Here is a 16,435-nt window from a genome sequence, read left to right as displayed (position 1 = left end):
ACCGGATCCGGGCGCGGCGCCCGGGCATGGGCTTCAGGCGCTGTCCAGCCCCATCTGCCAGAAGTCGATCTCCAGGCGGGTGGCGTCGCGGAACGTGGCCGCCAGCCCGTCCAGGCGTTCGGCGGTCTGGCCCGCCAGCCGCGCGTCCAGCCAGGCGCGCTCGGCCTGCGCCGCCGCCTGGAATTCCTCGCTGGCGTACATGGCGATCCAGGCCTCGTAGGGATTGGCCGTCCCTCGCACGGTGAACGGCTGGGCCTCGATCCAGCGGGCGATGTCCGCATAGCCGACCAGGCAGGGGGCCAGCGCCACGTGCAGGTCCAGCAGGTCGCCGCGATGGCCGGCGTCCAGCACGTAACGGGTGTAGGCCATGGTCTCGCGGGCTTCGGGCAGGGCTTCCAGCTCGTCCGCGCCGATGCCCCATTGGGCGCAATAGTCTACGTGCAGGCCCATTTCCAGGTCCACGATGGCTTTCAGGCTGTCCAGGCCCTGGCGCAGTTCCGCGATGCTGCGGCTCTTGTAGACCGCCAGCCCCCAGGCGCGGGCGAAGTGCAGCAGGAACAGGTAGTCCTGGCGCAGGTAGCGGCGGAAGGCCTCGGCCGGCAGGGTGCCGGCCGCCAGCCGGCGCACGAATTCGTGCCGGCAATAGGCTTCCCATTCGGGGGCGCAGCGGGCCACCAGGGCGGCGAAGGGCGTCGGATCGGATGCGGGCGTCATGCGGGTCTCCTTGGCGAGCGGGTATGCGGCCCCGAGTGTAGCCCGCGCGGGGGGCGTGCGCCGGCCGTGTGTCGGCCGCCTGCCTGCGGCGCGATCCGTGCGCCGGTCATCGCCATCCAGGCGCGGCCATGCGGCAGCCGTCCTCGCCGGCCGTCCGCGGCCCGCCTACGGTACGATAGCGTGGACGGCGGGGACCGCATCCCCGCCCGTGGAAATGACTTCATGCGCTCCAGCATCACCTTCAAGCTGTTCCTGGCCATCCTGGCGACCTGCATCGTCGTGGCGCTCGCCATGGGCATGGCCGTGCGCTACAGCTTCGACAGCGGCTTCGACGACTACATCCGGGAACGCGAGAACCAGCGGCTGGACAGCCTGGCGCAGGCGCTCGCCGTCGATTACGCAGAGGCCGGCGGCTGGGGCTTCCTCGCCGGGAGCGGCGATCGCTGGGGGCGCAGCCTGCGCCTGTCGCGCTACGGCCGGCCGGGCGGCGAGCACGAGCATGAGCGCGACCGCGATGGCGGGCCGCCGCCGGGGCCGCCGCTCCGCGTCACGCTGCTGGACGCCGACGGCGGCTGGCTGGCGGGGCCGCGCGTGCGCCCCGGGGCCGAGCTGATGCGCCATCCCGTGACCGTCGAGGGCCGCTCCGTGGGCTGGCTGCTCAGTCCCGCGCCCATGCCCATGGTGGTCAACGACGAGATCGATCGCCGCTTCCAGGCCCGCCAGCTGCGGGCGACCTGGGTGATCGTCGGCCTGTCTGTGCTGCTGGCCGCCCTGGTCAGCCTGCTGCTGGCGCGCCTGCTGCTGGTGCCGGTGCGGCGTCTCGCCCTGGCCACCCGGCGGCTGGCCGACGGCGATTTCGACATCCGCGTGCGCGTCGGGGCTCCCGACGAGCTCGGACGCCTGGCGCGCGACTTCAACCGCCTGGCGCACAGCCTGGCGCGCAACGCCCGCCTGCGCCGCGAACTGATGGCGGACGTGTCCCACGAACTGCGCACCCCCCTGGCCGTGCTGCGCGGGGAAATCGAAGCCCTGCAGGACGGCCTGCGCGTGCCGGACGAGGCCGCCCTGGCCTCGCTGGCGCACGAGATCGGCCGTCTGAACCGGCTGGTGGACGACCTGCACGAACTGTCGCTGGCCGATGCGGGCGCGCTGGACTACCGCATGCAGCCGCTGGACCTGTCGGCGCTGGCCGCACGGGCGCTCGACGCGGTGCGGGAGCGCTACACCCGGGCCGGCCTGGCGCTGGACCAGGACATCGAGCCCGGCCTGCGGCTCTCCGGCGACGAGCGCCGCCTGGAGCAGCTGCTGGCGAACCTGCTGGAAAACAGCCTGCGCTACACCGACAGCCCGGGGCGCGTGCGGCTGCGGCTCGGCCGGCGCGACGGCCGCATCGTGCTGGAGCTCGCCGATACCGCGCCCGCCGTGGCGCCCGATCAATTGCCCCGCCTGTTCGACCGCCTGTACCGGGTGGAATCCTCGCGCAGCCGCCTCCACGGCGGATCGGGGCTGGGCCTGGCGATCTGCCGTTCCATCGTCCAGGCCCATGGCGGCGGGATTTCGGCGGCGCCGTCCGACCTGGGCGGCCTGGCGATCCGCGTCGAATGGCCCCTGGCCGAGGCGCGGGCGGCGGATGCGGCGGTCGGAGCAGGCGGGTCGGGCGGCCTGCGCGCGATGGACGAGGAGTGAGGCATGCGGATCCTGGTGGTGGAAGACGAGCCCAAGCTGGCCGAGGTGCTGCGGACCTACCTGCAGGCCTCCGGCTACGAGGTGCGCTGCGCGGGCGACGGCCTGGAGGTCATGCCCCTGATCGCGGACTGGCCGCCCGACCTGGTCTTGCTGGACCTGATGCTGCCTGGACGCGACGGCCTGGACCTGTGCCGCGACATCCGCGCCAGGACGGCCATCCCGGTCATCATGGTGACCGCCCGCACCGAGGAGATCGACCGCCTGCTGGGCCTGGAGCTGGGCGCCGACGACTACATCTGCAAGCCCTACAGCCCGCGCGAGGTCGTGGCCCGCGTCAAGGCGGTCCTGCGCCGCAGCGCGGCGGACCTGGCGCCCGCCCGTGCGCGCGAGACCGGCGGGCTGGAGATCGACGAGGGTGCCTGGAGCGCGCGCCTGGACGGCGTGCCGCTGGACCTGACGCCGGTGGAATTCCGCCTGCTCGCGCTGCTGGCCAGCCAGCCGGGGCGCATCTTTTCCCGCGACCAGGTGCTTGACGGCCTGTACGACGACCGCCGCGTGGTCACCGACCGGGCGGTGGACAGCCACGTGAAGAACCTGCGCCGCAAGCTGGCCGCCGTGCGTCCGGACGAGGAACTGATCCGCTCGGTCTACGGCGTGGGCTACCGGCTGGATCTCGGGGGCGTCTGAACCTCAGCGGGGCGGTTCGTCTGGTTCGTTCGCCCGTTCGGCGGCTCGCGCAGGATCCGCTGACGCTTCTCCACGAAGTCTTCACGATTCGCCCATTTTTGCGCCGCAGTCGGCCCTTAATCTGTCTCCATCGCGGCTCCATCGGGGGGCCGCCGGAAACGAAGAAAGGAAGACCGACATGAACTTCACCCACCTCACCCGCGCCCGCTCGCTCTCCGCCCTGGCCATGGCCGCCGCCCTGGTCGCCGCGCCCCTGGCCGCCTCCGCCGCTCCCGGCATGCCGGACGAGGGCGGTCCCCGCCACCACCAGAAGGGCGGCCCCGACTGCGGCCCGCGTGGTGGCGAATTCGGCCCCCGCGGCGGTGATTTCGGTCCGCGCGGCGGCGATTTCGTCCGCTTCGGCGGGGCCCACGGCCTGCGCGGCCTGGATCTCAGCCAGGATCAGCAGGACAAGATCTTCAAGATCCGCCACGACCAGGAACAGGCTTTCTACGACCAGAAGAAGGCCCTGCGCGCAGCGCACGAATCGCTGCGCGAACTGAGCCGGGCCGACACCTTCGACGAGGCCAAGGTCAAGCAGGCGGCCGACGCCCTGGGCCAGGCCCAGGCGCAGCTGGCCCTGCTGCGTGCCCAGACCGGCGCGCAGATCCGCGCGGTGCTGACACCCGAACAGCGCCAGAAGCTGGCCGACATGCATGCGCCCAAGCGCGCCGGCAAGCCCGCGAAGTCTTGATCGGCGCCGCCGACGGTGCCCGCCCGTCCTCGCCCTGGATCGGTCCGGGCAGGCCGGGCGGCTGAAGATCGGAAGTCCGGAAGTCCGGAAGTCCAGGGCCGGCATCGCGCCGGCCCTGGTTTTTTTCATGGCCGGGCGGGAGCCTGCCTCATCGGGCGAACAGCGTCCCCACCGACTGGAAGTGGCGCCGGTAGTAGGGATTGTCCAGCCGGTCGATGCGGACCTGGCCGCCGGTGGACGGAGCGTTGATGAAGCGCCCGTCGCCCAGGTAGATGCCCATGTGCGAGTTCGGCCGGCCCAGAGTGTCGAAGAACACCAGGTCGCCGGCCTGCAGCTCGCTGCGCGGCACGGGGCGGCTCATGCGGGCGATCTGCTCGGTATTGTGGGGCAGGGCGGCGCCGGCCGCCGTGCCGAACACGTATTTCACCAGGCCGCTGCAGTCGAAGCCCTGCCGGGCCTGCGAGCCGCCGTAGCGGTAGCGGGTGTCGAGCAGGCTCAGGGCCGTCATGACCACCTCGGTGCGCTGCGCCGGGTCGATGTTGGGATTGGCCGCAACCGGCCTGCGCGCGCCCGGGCCGGCGCAGGCCGCCAGCCACAGGCACAGCAGGCCGGCCGCCAGGGCGCGGGCGGCGCGCCATCCCGGAGGCGGGTCGGCGCGGCTCGCGGCGGACGGGAGGGCGGCCATGCGCGGATCAGCCCGGGGCCGTCCTGCCTTCCGGCCAGTAATGGCTGTCGGGCAGGGCGCGGGCGCCGAAGATCGCCTGGCCGACGCGCACGGTGGTGGCGCCTTCCTCGATCGCCCACTCGAAATCTCCCGACATGCCCATCGACAGCTCGGCGAAATCCGCGCCCTGCGGGGCGTCCTGGCGCAGCCGCTCGCGCAGGTCGCGCAGCAACTGGAAGCAGGGGCGCACGCGGGCCTCGTCCGGGGAGAACAGCGCCAGCGTCATCAGGCCGCGCACCCGCAGCGAGGCGTAGGCGGGCAGGGCGCGGGCGAAGTCCAGCGCCTCTTCCGGCGCCAGGCCGAACTTGCTGGCCTCGCCCGAGGTGTTCACCTGGACGAAGACGTCCAGGCCGCGGCCTTCGTCCTGCAGGCGCCGGTCCAGGGCCTCGGCCACGCGCAGATTGTCCAGGGCCTGGAATTCCCGGGCGAAGCGGGCCACGAACTTGGCCTTGTTGGTCTGCAGGTGGCCGATGATCGCCCAGTCCAGGTCGGTCAGGTCGGCCATGGCCTCCCATTTGCCGTAGGCTTCCTGGACCTTGTTCTCGCCCAGCAGGCGGCAGCCCGCCGCGTAGGCCATGCGGATGCGGGATTCGTCCACGGTCTTGCTGACCGGCAGCAGGCGGACTTCGGCGGGATCGCGCCCGGCGCGGGCGCAGGCCGCGTCGATGCGGGCGCGGATGTCGGCCAGGTTGGCCCGGATTTCCTCCAGGGTGGCGGCCGTCCGGTAGGCGGGCCGGACGGGGGATGGCACAGCGTTCATTGCAGCGGTCTCGGGCAAGAAGGATGATGGGTCGAGGGCAGTCCCTAGGATAACCCCAACGCGCGGCAATCCCAATGCGGCGGGGCCGAAAGCCTTTTATGATGCTGTCTGATCGATCGAAGGAGCAGGCGTGACGGAACTCACTCCGGGGCTGATGCTGGTCCACGGCAATCGGGCGGAACAGCTGCGCGAGGTGCTGGTCGCCTGGCTGTGCCATTCGCCGCTCGACCCCCTGGAAAACGAATGCCTGCTGGTGCACAGCAATGGCATCGCGCAGTGGCTGCGCCTGGCCCTGGCCGAGCGAGAGCAGGGCTGCGGCATCGCGGCCGCGCTGGATTTCCTGCTGCCGTCGCGCTTCATGTGGCAGGCCTATCGCGCCGTGCTGGGTGCGAATGCGGTTCCCGAGCAGTCCCCCCTGGACAAGGATCCACTGGCCTGGCGGCTGATGCGCCTGCTGCCGGCGCTGGCCGGCGAGCCCGGCTTCGAGCCGGTGGCGCGCTTCCTCGCCGACGACGCCGGCGTGCGCAAGCGCCACCAGCTGGCCCACCGGCTGGCGGACCTGTTCGACCAGTACCAGGTCTACCGGGCCGACTGGCTGGATGCCTGGAGCCGGGGCGAGGCCGTCCTGCCCGATGCGTACGGCCGCGAGCGGCCGCTGCCCGAATCCCAGGCCTGGCAGGCCCGCCTGTGGCGCGCCCTGCTCGACGACCTGGGCGCGGCCGCGGGCGAGCCGGTCGGCCGCGCCGCCGTGCACGCGGCCTTCATGGCGCGGATCCGGGCGTCCGGCGGCGCCCCGCGTCCGGCGGGGCTGCCGCGCCGCCTGCTGGTCTTCGGCATTTCCGCCATGCCGCGCCAGATCCTGGAGGCCCTGTCGGGCCTGTCGTGCTGGATCCAGATCCTGGTGTGCGTGAACAATCCCTGCGCCCATTACTGGGCCGACATCCTGGGCGACCGCGACCTGTTGCGGGCGCGCTTCCGGCGCCAGTCGCGCCGGCCGGGCATGCCGGAAATCCTGGACGAGGACGCGCTGCACCAGCAGACGCATCCGCTGCTGGCCTCCTGGGGACGCCAGGGGCGCGATTTCATCGGCCTGCTCGACGACATCGACGATCCGGCGCACCGGACGCGCTGCGGCCTGGCCCTCGAAGCCCTGCACCGGCGCATCGACGCCTTCGAGGAACTGCCCGGGACCACGCTGCTGGAGCAGCTGCAGGACGACATCCGTGATCTGCGGCCCCTGGCCGAGACGCGCGCGCGCTGGCCGGCGCTGGACGCGGCGCGCGACGATTCGCTGCGTTTCCACGTCGCCCACAGCGCCCAGCGCGAGGTCGAGATCCTGCATGACCAGCTGCTGGCGGCCTTCGCCGCCGATCCCGGCCTGCAGCCGCGCGACGTGATCGTGATGGTGCCCGACACCGAGGCCTACGCGCCCCACGTGCAGGCGGTCTTCGGCCAGTACGGCCCCGGCGACCGGCGCCACGTGCCCTATGCCCTGGCGGACCGCGGGCAGCGCCAGGCCGATCCGCTGGTCATCGTGCTGGAGCAATTGCTGTCCCTGCCGCGCCTGCGGCTGGGCATCCAGGAGGTCCTGGAATGGCTCGACGTGCCGGCGCTGCGGGCGCGCTTCGGCATCGAGGCCGGCGACCTGCCGCTGCTGCAGGCCTGGGTGCGGGACGCCGAGGTGCGCTGGGGGCTGCACGCCGAGCATCGCGGCGCCTTCGGCCTGGCGCAGGCGCCCGAGGCGGCCCATGGACACACCTGGCGCTTCGGCCTGGAACGCATGCTGCTGGGCTATGCGGCGGGTCCCGACGCGCCGGCCTGGCAGGCCATCGAGCCCTATGGCGAGACGGGCGGGCTGCAGGCCCAGGCGCTGGGCGCGCTGGCCCGCCTGCTGGACGCGCTGGACCGCCACTGGCGGCTGCTGCGCCAGGACGCCGCGCCCGCGCGGTGGGTGGCGTCCCTGCAGGCGCTGCTCGACGATTTCTTCCTGCCGGTGTCGGATGCCGACGAGCACACCCTGGCGCGTTTCCGGGAAATCCTGCAGGACTGGGCGCAGCTGTGCGAGACCGCGGGAGTGGACGAGGCCCTGCCGGCGTCCATCGTCGCCGAGCATTGCCTGGGCCAGCTGGACCAGGCCGGCCTGTCGCAGCGCTTCTTCGCCGGCGCGGTGACCTTCGCCACGCTCATGCCCATGCGGGCCATCCCGTTCCGGCGCGTGTGCCTGCTGGGCATGCAGGACGGCGCCTTTCCGCGCCAGCGCGTGCCGGCCGACTTCGACCTGATGGCGCTGTATCCGCGCCCGGGCGACCGCTCCCGGCGCGAGGACGACCGCTACCTGTTCCTGGAGGCCCTGCTGTCCGCGCGCGACCAGCTCTACATCTCCTGGATCGGGCACAGCATCCACGACAACACGCCGCAGCCGCCGTCCGTGCTGGTGTCCCAGCTCATGGACCATCTGGACCGGGGCTGGCGGTGCGCCGACGGGGCCGGGCCCCCGTCCCGCGCCCTGAGCCTGCACCATCCGCTGCAGCCCTTCAGCCGCCGCTACTTTCCGGTCCCGCCGGACAGCGGCCCGGGCGCGCTGTTCACCTATGCCGCCGAATGGCGCGGCGCCCGCCGGCCGGCCGCCGCCGCGCCGGCGCCGGCTCCCTTGCCGCCGCCGCGCCGGGACGCCGCCGTGCGGCTGGACGTCCTGCGCCAGTTCCTGAAGCATCCCGTGCGCGCGTTCTTCCAGCAGCGCCTGCAGGTGTACTTCGAGGCGCCGGATCCCGACCTGGACGAAGGCGAACCCTACGTCCGGGACGGCCTGGCGCAGTGGCAGCTGCGCGCCGAGCTGCTCGAAGCCCTGCGCCGTGCGCCCGGCCCGGTCGAAGCCGAGCCGGCGTTCCGGGACTGCCTGGAGCGCATGCGCCGGCGCGGCGCGCTGGTCGCCGGCGGCCTGGGCGAGGCGGCGGCCCGGGCGCTGCGCGACAGCGTGCAGGAGGCCATCGACCCCTACCGCCGCGCCTGCGGCGACTGGCCGCAGGTGTCCGACGAGACCCTGCGCATGGCCAGCGCCGCGCCGGATGGCGGCTGGACGTTCGAGGACACGCTGGGCGGCTGGCGCTGCGATGCGCAGGGCGGGTGGGGCCGGATCGTGCTGCTCGCCAGCCATCTGGTGGACGGCAGGGATTCCTATCGCATTGCGCCCATGGTGCCGGCCTGGCTGGACCATCTGGCCGCGCACGCGCATGGCCGGTCCCTGACGACGGTGCTCGTCAGCCCCAAGGGCTGCGTGTCCTTCGATCCGCTGGATCCGGACCGGGCCGCCGGCCAGTGGCGCGCCCTGTGGGACGCCTGGCGGACCGGCATGCGCGCCGCGCTGCCGGTGGACATCGACGCGGCGGGCGCCTGGCTGCGGGCCGGCGCCGATCCGGAACCCGGCGGCAAGGCCTGGCGCGCGGCGGAGGAAACTTACCTCAAGCGGGTGGCCGACGACCTGTATCTGCGGCGCAGCTATCCCGATTTCGACCGCCTGTGCGCGGGCGGCGGCTTCTTCCATTGGGCGCAGGTCCTGTACGGCGAGGTGTCGCGGGCCATCCGCTCGTATCCCGCCGCGGCGGAGGGCGGAGCATGAGTGCGCAGCGCCAGGGGGACGGCATGAACGGTGCGCCCGCGATTCCCCAGGTCGATCCGCTGCGCTTCCCCCTGCGCGGCAGCCACCTGATCGAGGCCAGCGCCGGCACCGGCAAGACCTGGACGATCGCCGCGCTGTACGTGCGCCTGGTGCTGGGCCATGGCGGGCAGGATCCGCGCCTGCCCACCGAGATCCTCGTCCTCACCTTCACCGAGGCGGCCGCCCAGGAATTGCGCGACCGGATCCGCGCCCGCCTGGCCGAGGCCGCCGTCTGGTTCGCCGGCGAGGCGCGGGATGAAGCCGGCCATGGGGCCGATCATGGGGCTGGTCATGGGGCCGATCACGAAACCGGTCACGAGACCGGCCATGCGGCCGATCCCTTCCTGGCGTCGCTGCGCCGGGAATGGCCGCGGGACCGCTGGGCCGGCTGCGCCCGCACGCTGGACCTGGCGGCGCAGTCCATGGACGAGGCCGCCATTTCCACCATCCACGCCTGGTGCGCCCGGGTCCTGCAGGAGCACGCCTTCGACAGCGGCAGCCTGTTCGAGCAGCGGCTGGAGCCGGACCTGGGCGCCGAGATCCGCCAGACGGCCTGGGACTACTGGCGCGCGCACGTGGCGCCGCTGGCGCCGGATGACCTGGCCGAGGTGCTGGCCGTCTGGCCCGGGCCGGATGCCCTGCTCGGCCTGTCCGGCCTGCTGACCCGCGAATCCCTGCCCGAGGCCGCCGACGAAAGCCTGTCCGCCGTGCTGGCGCGCCACCGGGCGGTGCGGCGGGAACGCCTGGCCGCGCTGAAGGCGCCCTGGATCGAGGCCGCCGACGCGCTGGAGGACTGGCTGGTCTCGCTGGGCAAGGACACGAAGATCCGGCCGGCGGACCTGCGCCGCTGGATGCAGGCGCTGCGGACCTGGGCGCGGGACCCCGAGCTGGCCGAACTGGATCTCAAGACCGGCTGGGACCGCCTGACGCCGCAGGGCATCCAGGACAAGTGGCAGGGCGAGGAGCCGGCGCCGCAGCATCCCGCCAGCGCGGCCCTGGTCCGCCTGCGCGCCGATCTGGCCGCGCTGCCCGGCGCGCGCGCGTCCCTGCTGCGCCATGCCCTGGCCTGGATGGCCCGGCGCCTGCGCCAGGCCCTGTCCAGCGCCGCGCTGCTGGGCTTCGACGGCCTGCTGGGCAATCTGGACGCCGCGCTGGAAGGCGCCGCGGGCGCGCGCCTGGCGCAGACCCTGCGGCGTCAGTTCCCGGTGGTGCTGATCGACGAATTCCAGGACACCGACCCGGTACAGTACCGCATCTTCGACCGCGTCTACCGGGTGGCCGACGACGACCCCGACACCGCGCTGGTCTTCATCGGCGACCCCAAGCAGTCCATCTACGGCTTCCGCGGCGCCGACGTGCACACCTACCTGCGGGCGGGCCGGGCCTGCGCCAGACGGGTGCAGACGCTGGGGCGCAACTACCGTTCGTCCGTGGCCATGGTCGCCGCGGTCAACCGCTGCTTCGCCCTGCGCGGCGCGCAGGCCTTTCCCACCGGCCTGCCGGACGTGGGCATCGCCTTCCACCCCGTGCAGGCCCAGGGCCGCGCCGAACGCTGGGAAGTCCTGGGCCGCCCGGCCCCGGCCATGAGCGCCTGCTGGATCGAGCCGGCCGCGCCGGACAAACCCCTGTCCTCGACCCAGTACGAGCAGGACGCCGCCGCGCTCTGCGCCCGGCGCGTGGCCGAAACGCTGGCGCTGGGCCGGCGCGGCGCGGCGGGCATGCGCGAGGACGCCCGGTGGACGCCGGTGCGGCCCGCCGACGTCGCCATCCTGGTCAACACCCATGCCGAGGCGCGCAGCGTGCGCCAGGCGCTGGCCCGGGCCGGGGTGCGCAGCGTGTACCTGTCCGAGCGGGATTCCGTCTACGAATCGCCGCAGACGGCGGAACTCGCCCTGTGGCTGGACGCCTGCGCCCATCCCGAGGACGAGCGCGCCGTGCGCGCGGCCCTGGCGGCCCCGGCGCTGGGCCTGGACTGGCAGGCGCTGGACCGGCTGGTGGAGGATGAACGCGCCTGGGACGCCCAGGTCGAGCGGTTCCAGGCCTACCGCCAGATCTGGCGCCAGCGCGGCGTGCTGCCCATGCTGCGCCGGCTGCTGCACGATTTCGACGTGCCGGCCCGCCTGCTGGCCGACGGCTACGAGGGCGAGCGGCGCCTGACCGATTTCCTGCACCTGGCCGAGCTGCTGCAGCAGGCCGCCGCGCATCTGGACGGCGAGCAGGCCGTGCTGCGCTACCTGCATCGCCAGGCCCAATCGCCTCAAGGCGAGGACGGGCGCCGCCTGCGCCTGGAAAGCGACGAGGGCCTGGTGCGGGTCGTGACCGTGCACAAGTCCAAGGGCCTGGAATATCCCCTGGTCTTCCTGCCCTTCGTCTGCAAGGCGCGTCCGGTGAAGGCGGGCGAGGGGCCGTACCTGCTGCCCGGCGCGGCCGGCCGGGAATGGGTCATGGAGGCGGACGCCCAAGCGCTGCTGCGCCTGGACGGCGAGCGCCTGGGCGAGGACGTGCGCAAGCTGTACGTGGCGCTGACGCGCGCGCGCCACGCCGTCTGGATGGCGCTGGGGCCGCTGAAGGCCGGCGGCGGCAGCGCCATCGGCCACCTGCTGGGCGCGGACCTGCGGGCGGCCTGGGACGGGCTGGCGCGGGCCCATCCCGGCCTGATGGCCTGGGACGCGGCATCGGCGGATGACGCCGGCGAGGCGCCGTTTGCCGGTGCGCCGGCCGAAGCGCCCGAGGCGCTGGGCGAAGCCCGCCGCCTAGCCGCGCCGGCCGTCGGCCAGCCCTGGTGGATCTCCAGCTATTCCGCGCTGTGCCTGGCCGATGCCGCCGCGCCCGAGACCGCCGCCGAGGACGTGCTGCGCGAGGGCCGCCAGGCCGATCCCGCGCCGGCGCCGCGGGCGGCGGAGGCTGCGCCGGTGCCGCTCGCCTCGGGCCTGCGCGACTTTCCGCGCGGCAGCGAGGCCGGGACGTTCCTGCACGGCCTGCTGGAGTGGGCGGCGCGGCGCGGCTTCCGCGACCTGGACGCGGAGGCGCGCGACCTGATCGCCCGGCGCTGCGCGGTGCGCGGCTGGGAGGCGCACATCGACGCGCTGCACGACTGGCTGCTGCGGCTGGCGCGCACGCCATGGCGGCCGGCCCTGCCGGGCGACCCGGTGCTGCGCCTGGACAGCCTGCAGGCCTGCCTGCCGGAAATGGAGTTCTGGCTGCCGGCGCAGCGGGTGGACATCGGACGCCTGGACGGGCTGCTGCGCCGCGCGACGTTCGGCGGCGCCGCCCGTCCCGCGCTGGCGGCGGGGCGGCTGAACGGCATGTTCAAGGGCTTCATCGACCTGGTCCTGCAGGCCGACGGCCGCTATTACCTGATCGACTACAAGTCCAACGACCTGGGTGCGCGCGCGGCCGACTACGCTCCCGAGGCGCTGGAGGCGGCCATGTGCGCGTCCCGCTACGACGCGCAGATGCTGATGTACGTGCTGGCGCTGCACCGGCAGCTGCGCGCGCGGCTGGCGGACTACGACTATGCGCGCCACATGGGCGGCGCGCTGTACCTGTTCCTGCGCGGCCAGGAGGCGCCCGGCCAGGGGCTGGTGGCCCTGCGGCCCGAACGCGGCCTCGTCGAGGCATTGGACGCGCTGTTCGACGGCGCGGACGGGGAGGCGGGCGATGACTGAATTTCCCCCCTGGCTGGCATTCGGCCAGCCCGAGGACGGCCTGCGCGACCTGGACGTGGCGTTCGGCCGCCTGCTCGCCCGCCAGGCGCCGCGGGCGCCCGAGCTGGCGCTGCGCCTGGCGGTCCTGTGCAGCGCGCGGCTGGCCCACGGCCATCCCTGCCTGGACCTGCGGGCCCTGTGCGAATCGGGCCTCGACGCGCCGGGCGGCGACCCGGACGCGGACGAACGGACCGGGCCGCCCGCCTGGATCGACGGCGGGCTCGACGGCTGCCTGGCGGCGCTGGCGGCGGCCGGCTTCGCGGGCGACGGCGACGGCCCGCAGCCGCTGGTCCTGCACGGGCATCGGCTGTACCTGGCCCGCTACTGGCGCGCCGGGCGGCGCATCCGCGAGGATCTCGGCCGGCGCCTCGCCCTGGAGCCGCCGGAGGCGCGCGAGCCCGCCCGCATCCGCGCCTGGCTCGACGCGGTGTTCGCCGGCCCCGCCGCCGAATCGCCGGACTGGCAGAAGATCGCCTGCGCCGCGGCCCTGCTGCACGGCTTCAGCATCGTCACCGGCGGCCCCGGCACGGGCAAGACCACCACGGTCGTGCGCCTGCTGGCGGTCCTGCAGGGCCTGGCCCAGGCGCGCGGCCTGGAGCGTGGCCTGCGCATCCGCCTGGCGGCGCCCACGGGCAAGGCCGCGGCGCGCCTGAACGAATCCATCGCCGGCGCCCTGGAGCGCCTGTCGGCCCCGGCCGACGCGGCGCTGCGCGCCGCGCTCGAACGCGTGCCGGCCGAAGTGCTCACCCTGCATCGCCTCCTGGGCAGCCGGCCCGATACCCGGCGCCTGAAGTTCCACGCCGGCAATCCGCTGGACCTGGACGTGCTGGTGGTGGACGAGGCCTCGATGATGGACATCGAGATGATGGACGCCGTGCTGGCCGCGCTGCCCGCCCATGCGCGCCTGGTGCTGCTGGGGGACAAGGATCAGCTCGCCTCGGTCGAGGCCGGCGCGGTGCTGGGCGAGCTGTGCGCGCGCGCCGAGGAGGGCCACTACACCCCGACGCAGTGCCGCCGCCTGCTCGAATGCTGCGGCGAGACGGTGCCCGACGCGTGGCCCTGGCGGGATCCCGCCGGCACCGCGCTGGACCAGGCCGTGGTCATGCTGCGCCACAGTCACCGCTTCCAGGCCGACAGCGGCATCGGCCGGTTCGCCGCCGCCGTGAACCGGGGCGATGCGCCGGCCGTGGCCGAACTGCTGCGCCGGCCGCCGGACGGCCTGAGCCTGGTGCGGGTCGGGCCGTCCGCCGAGGGCGCACGGGCCGCGTCCGGCGATGCCTGGCTGTACGACAGCGGCATTCTGGACGCGGACGGCTGTCCCGCGCTGTTCCGCGCCCTGCGGGCGTCTCCCGATCCGCGGGCGGCGCAGGCGGACCGGGACCGCTGGGCGCGCGCCGTCCTGGCGCAGCAGGCCCGCTTCCAGGTGCTGTGCGCCCTGCGCGACGGCCCCTGGGGCGCGCGCGGGCTGAACCGGCGCATCGAATCCCGCCTGCGGGCCGAGGGTCTGGTCCCGGCGGCCGAGGACGCCTGGTATCCCGGCCGGCCGGTGCTGGTGCTGCGCAACCATCCCGCCCTGGGGCTGGCCAACGGCGACATCGGCGTGGCTTTGCCGCTGCCCGATCCCGAGCGGGAGGGCGCCTGGATGATCCGGGTGGCCTTCGCCGGCGCCACCCGGGATGCCGTGCGCTGGGTGTCGCCGGCGCGCCTGCCGGAAGTGGAGACCGTCTACGCCCTGACCGTGCACAAGTCCCAGGGCTCGGAATTCGACCGCGTGGCGCTGGTGCTGCCCGACCGGAAATCGCCCCTGCTGACGCGCGAACTGCTCTATACCGGCGCGACCCGGGCGCGCCGCGCGCTGGCGCTGGTGCTGCCGGGCGGCGACGTCCTGCTGGATCATGCCGTGCGGCGCAGGACCCGGCGCGCGGGCGGCATCTGGAATCCCTGAGCGGGCGTACCGTCCGGCTCATTGATTTCAGACAGGGCGGCCATGCCGAAAGTGGGCCTGCCGTCATTGCGCCCCCGCTAAAATGAGGACCGGCGGGGGCAGGCGCCATGCCTGCGCAGCAACGCCCCCGATAGACGGATGGAGACCTTCATGACCTCGATATACGATCAGGACCTGCCCCAGACCCCGGCCAATTTCGCGCCGCTGACACCCCTGCTGTACCTGGAGCGGGCCGCCGAGGTCTATCCCGGCCGCACGGCGGTCGTGCATGGCGGGGGCGCCGCCGCCGTGCGCCACACCTGGGCCGAGCTGTACCGGCGCTGCCGCCGCCTGGCGGGCGCCCTGGCCGCGCGCGGCATCGGCCGCGGCGACACGGTGGCCGTGATGCTGCCCAACGTGCCCGCCATGGTCGAGGCGCATTTCGGCATCCCCATGAGCGGCGCCGTCCTCAATACCCTGAACACCCGGCTGGATCCCGCCACCATCGCCTTCATGCTCGACCACGGCGAGGCGCGCGTCCTCCTGGTCGACCGGGAATTCTCCCGCGTCGTGAGCCAGGCGCTGGCGCAGCGCACGCGCACCGAACCCCTCCTGGTGGTGGACGTCGACGATCCCCTGTACGACGGCCCGGGCGAGGCTGTCGGCTCGATGGACTACGAGGCCCTGCTGGCCGAGGGGGACCCGGACTTCGCCTGGCGGATGCCGGATTCCGAATGGGACGCGATCGCCCTGAACTACACCAGCGGCACCACCGGCAACCCCAAGGGCGTGGTCTACCACCACCGGGGGGCGGCGATCAACGCCGTGTCGAACATCCTCGAATGGGACATGCCCAAGCATTCGGTCTACCTGTGGACGCTGCCCATGTTCCACTGCAACGGCTGGTGCTTCCCCTGGACCCTGGCGGCCCGGGCGGGGGTGAACGTCTGCCTGCGGCGGGTCGATGCGGCGGCCATGATCGCGCTCATGCGCGAGCACGGCGTCACCCATTACTGCGGCGCGCCCATCGTGCAGAGCATGCTGGTCAATGCGCCGCAGGCCCTGCGCGACACGATCCCGCCGGGCATCCGCGCCATGGTGGCGGGCGCCGCGCCGCCGGCCTCGATGATCGAGGGCATGGAGGCCCTGGGCATCGACCTCACGCACGTCTACGGCCTGACCGAGGTCTACGGGCCGGCCACGGTGTGCGCCAAGGACGAGGCCTGGAACGAACTGGACATCGGCAGGCGGGCCGAGCTCAACGCCCGCCAGGGCGTGCGCTACCACCTGCAGAAAGCCGCGGCGGTGCTGGACCCGCAGACCATGCAGCCGGTGCCCGCCGACGGCCGGACCATGGGCGAGATCATGTTCCAGGGCAACATCTGCATGAAGGGCTACCTGAAGAACCCGCAGGCGACCGAGGCGGCCTTCGCGGGCGGCTGGTTCCACAGCGGCGACCTGGCGGTGATGTATCCGGACGGCTACATCAAGATCAAGGACCGCAGCAAGGACATCATCATCTCCGGCGGGGAAAACATCTCCTCGATCGAGGTCGAGGACGTGCTCTACCGCCATCCGGCGGTGCTCGCCGCCGCCGTGGTCGCGCGGCCCGACGAGCGCTGGGGCGAGACCCCCTGCGCCTTCGTCGAGCTCAAGCCCGACGCCCAGATCACGGCCGAGGACATCATCGCGCACTGCAAGGCCCATCTCGCCGGCTACAAGGTCCCGCGCCACATCGTGTTCGGCGAAGTGCCCAAGACGTCCACCGGCAAGATCCAGAAGTTTGAATTGCGCCAGCGGGCGGCGCAGTCCGCCTGAGGCCGGACATGTCGATCCGGCCGTCCT

The 16,435-nt window shown here is 73.5% G+C and carries 10 protein-coding genes; 7 read left to right on the top strand and 3 right to left on the bottom strand.

What is annotated here, in order from left to right:
* Positions 1 to 33 precede the first annotated feature (33 nt).
* Positions 34 to 714 carry a thiaminase II gene (gene tenA, locus HNR28_RS08560; protein WP_151025021.1) on the bottom strand — a complete coding sequence of 227 codons (681 nt, stop codon included), beginning with the start codon at positions 712 to 714 and terminating at the stop codon, positions 34 to 36.
* A 222-nt stretch (positions 715 to 936) separates the two neighbouring features.
* On the opposite strand from tenA, the gene HNR28_RS08555 reads away from it, so the two are divergent.
* The 3 genes from HNR28_RS08555 (at position 937) to HNR28_RS08545 (ending at position 3,820) form a co-directional block, all read left to right on the top strand.
* Positions 937 to 2,400: an ATP-binding protein gene (locus HNR28_RS08555; protein ID WP_151025022.1), complete on the top strand. Its 1,464-nt coding sequence runs from the start codon at positions 937 to 939 to the stop codon at positions 2,398 to 2,400.
* Between the two features lie 3 nt (positions 2,401 to 2,403).
* Positions 2,404 to 3,087: a response regulator gene (locus tag HNR28_RS08550; RefSeq protein ID WP_043682051.1), complete on the top strand. Its 684-nt coding sequence runs from the start codon at positions 2,404 to 2,406 to the stop codon at positions 3,085 to 3,087.
* A gap of 178 nt (positions 3,088 to 3,265) precedes the next feature.
* The gene (locus HNR28_RS08545) at positions 3,266 to 3,820 is read left to right on the top strand and encodes a Spy/CpxP family protein refolding chaperone (RefSeq protein ID WP_084330583.1); all 555 of its coding nucleotides are present in this window, start codon (positions 3,266 to 3,268) and stop codon (positions 3,818 to 3,820) included.
* Positions 3,821 to 3,968: 148 nt separating this feature from the next.
* Here the strand turns inward: HNR28_RS08545 and HNR28_RS08540 are convergent, their stop codons facing one another.
* Together HNR28_RS08540 and HNR28_RS08535 are read right to left on the bottom strand one after the other, a co-directional pair.
* The gene (locus tag HNR28_RS08540) at positions 3,969 to 4,505 is read right to left on the bottom strand and encodes a C40 family peptidase (protein WP_184142760.1); all 537 of its coding nucleotides are present in this window, start codon (positions 4,503 to 4,505) and stop codon (positions 3,969 to 3,971) included.
* Between the two features lie 7 nt (positions 4,506 to 4,512).
* Positions 4,513 to 5,304, bottom strand: a complete 792-nt coding sequence (locus HNR28_RS08535; protein WP_052355708.1) for a YggS family pyridoxal phosphate-dependent enzyme — start codon at positions 5,302 to 5,304, stop codon at positions 4,513 to 4,515.
* 130 nt (positions 5,305 to 5,434) lie between these two features.
* On the opposite strand from HNR28_RS08535, the gene recC reads away from it, so the two are divergent.
* From recC to HNR28_RS08515, 4 genes are all read left to right on the top strand, one after another.
* Positions 5,435 to 8,920 (top strand): exodeoxyribonuclease V subunit gamma, encoded by a 3,486-nt coding sequence (recC, locus tag HNR28_RS08530; protein WP_221291642.1) that lies wholly within the window; start codon positions 5,435 to 5,437, stop codon positions 8,918 to 8,920.
* A complete protein-coding gene (recB, locus tag HNR28_RS08525) occupies positions 8,917 to 12,627 on the top strand; it encodes an exodeoxyribonuclease V subunit beta (RefSeq protein WP_244978235.1) in 3,711 nt (1,236 codons plus the stop codon). Before recC ends, recB begins: the two co-directional genes overlap by 4 nt.
* Entirely contained in the window at positions 12,620 to 14,611 is a 1,992-nt protein-coding gene (recD, locus tag HNR28_RS08520; RefSeq protein ID WP_184142757.1) for an exodeoxyribonuclease V subunit alpha, read from the top strand. The genes recB and recD overlap by 8 nt, the downstream gene beginning before the upstream one ends.
* Before the next feature lie 150 nt (positions 14,612 to 14,761).
* Positions 14,762 to 16,408 carry an acyl-CoA synthetase gene (locus HNR28_RS08515; protein ID WP_151025579.1) on the top strand — a complete coding sequence of 549 codons (1,647 nt, stop codon included), beginning with the start codon at positions 14,762 to 14,764 and terminating at the stop codon, positions 16,406 to 16,408.
* Positions 16,409 to 16,435: the final 27 nt, after the last annotated feature.

It is taken from the genome of Castellaniella defragrans (assembly GCF_014203015.1).
GTDB lineage: Bacteria > Pseudomonadota > Gammaproteobacteria > Burkholderiales > Burkholderiaceae_B > Castellaniella > Castellaniella defragrans.
This window is presented reverse-complemented; position numbering and strand designations above follow the sequence as displayed.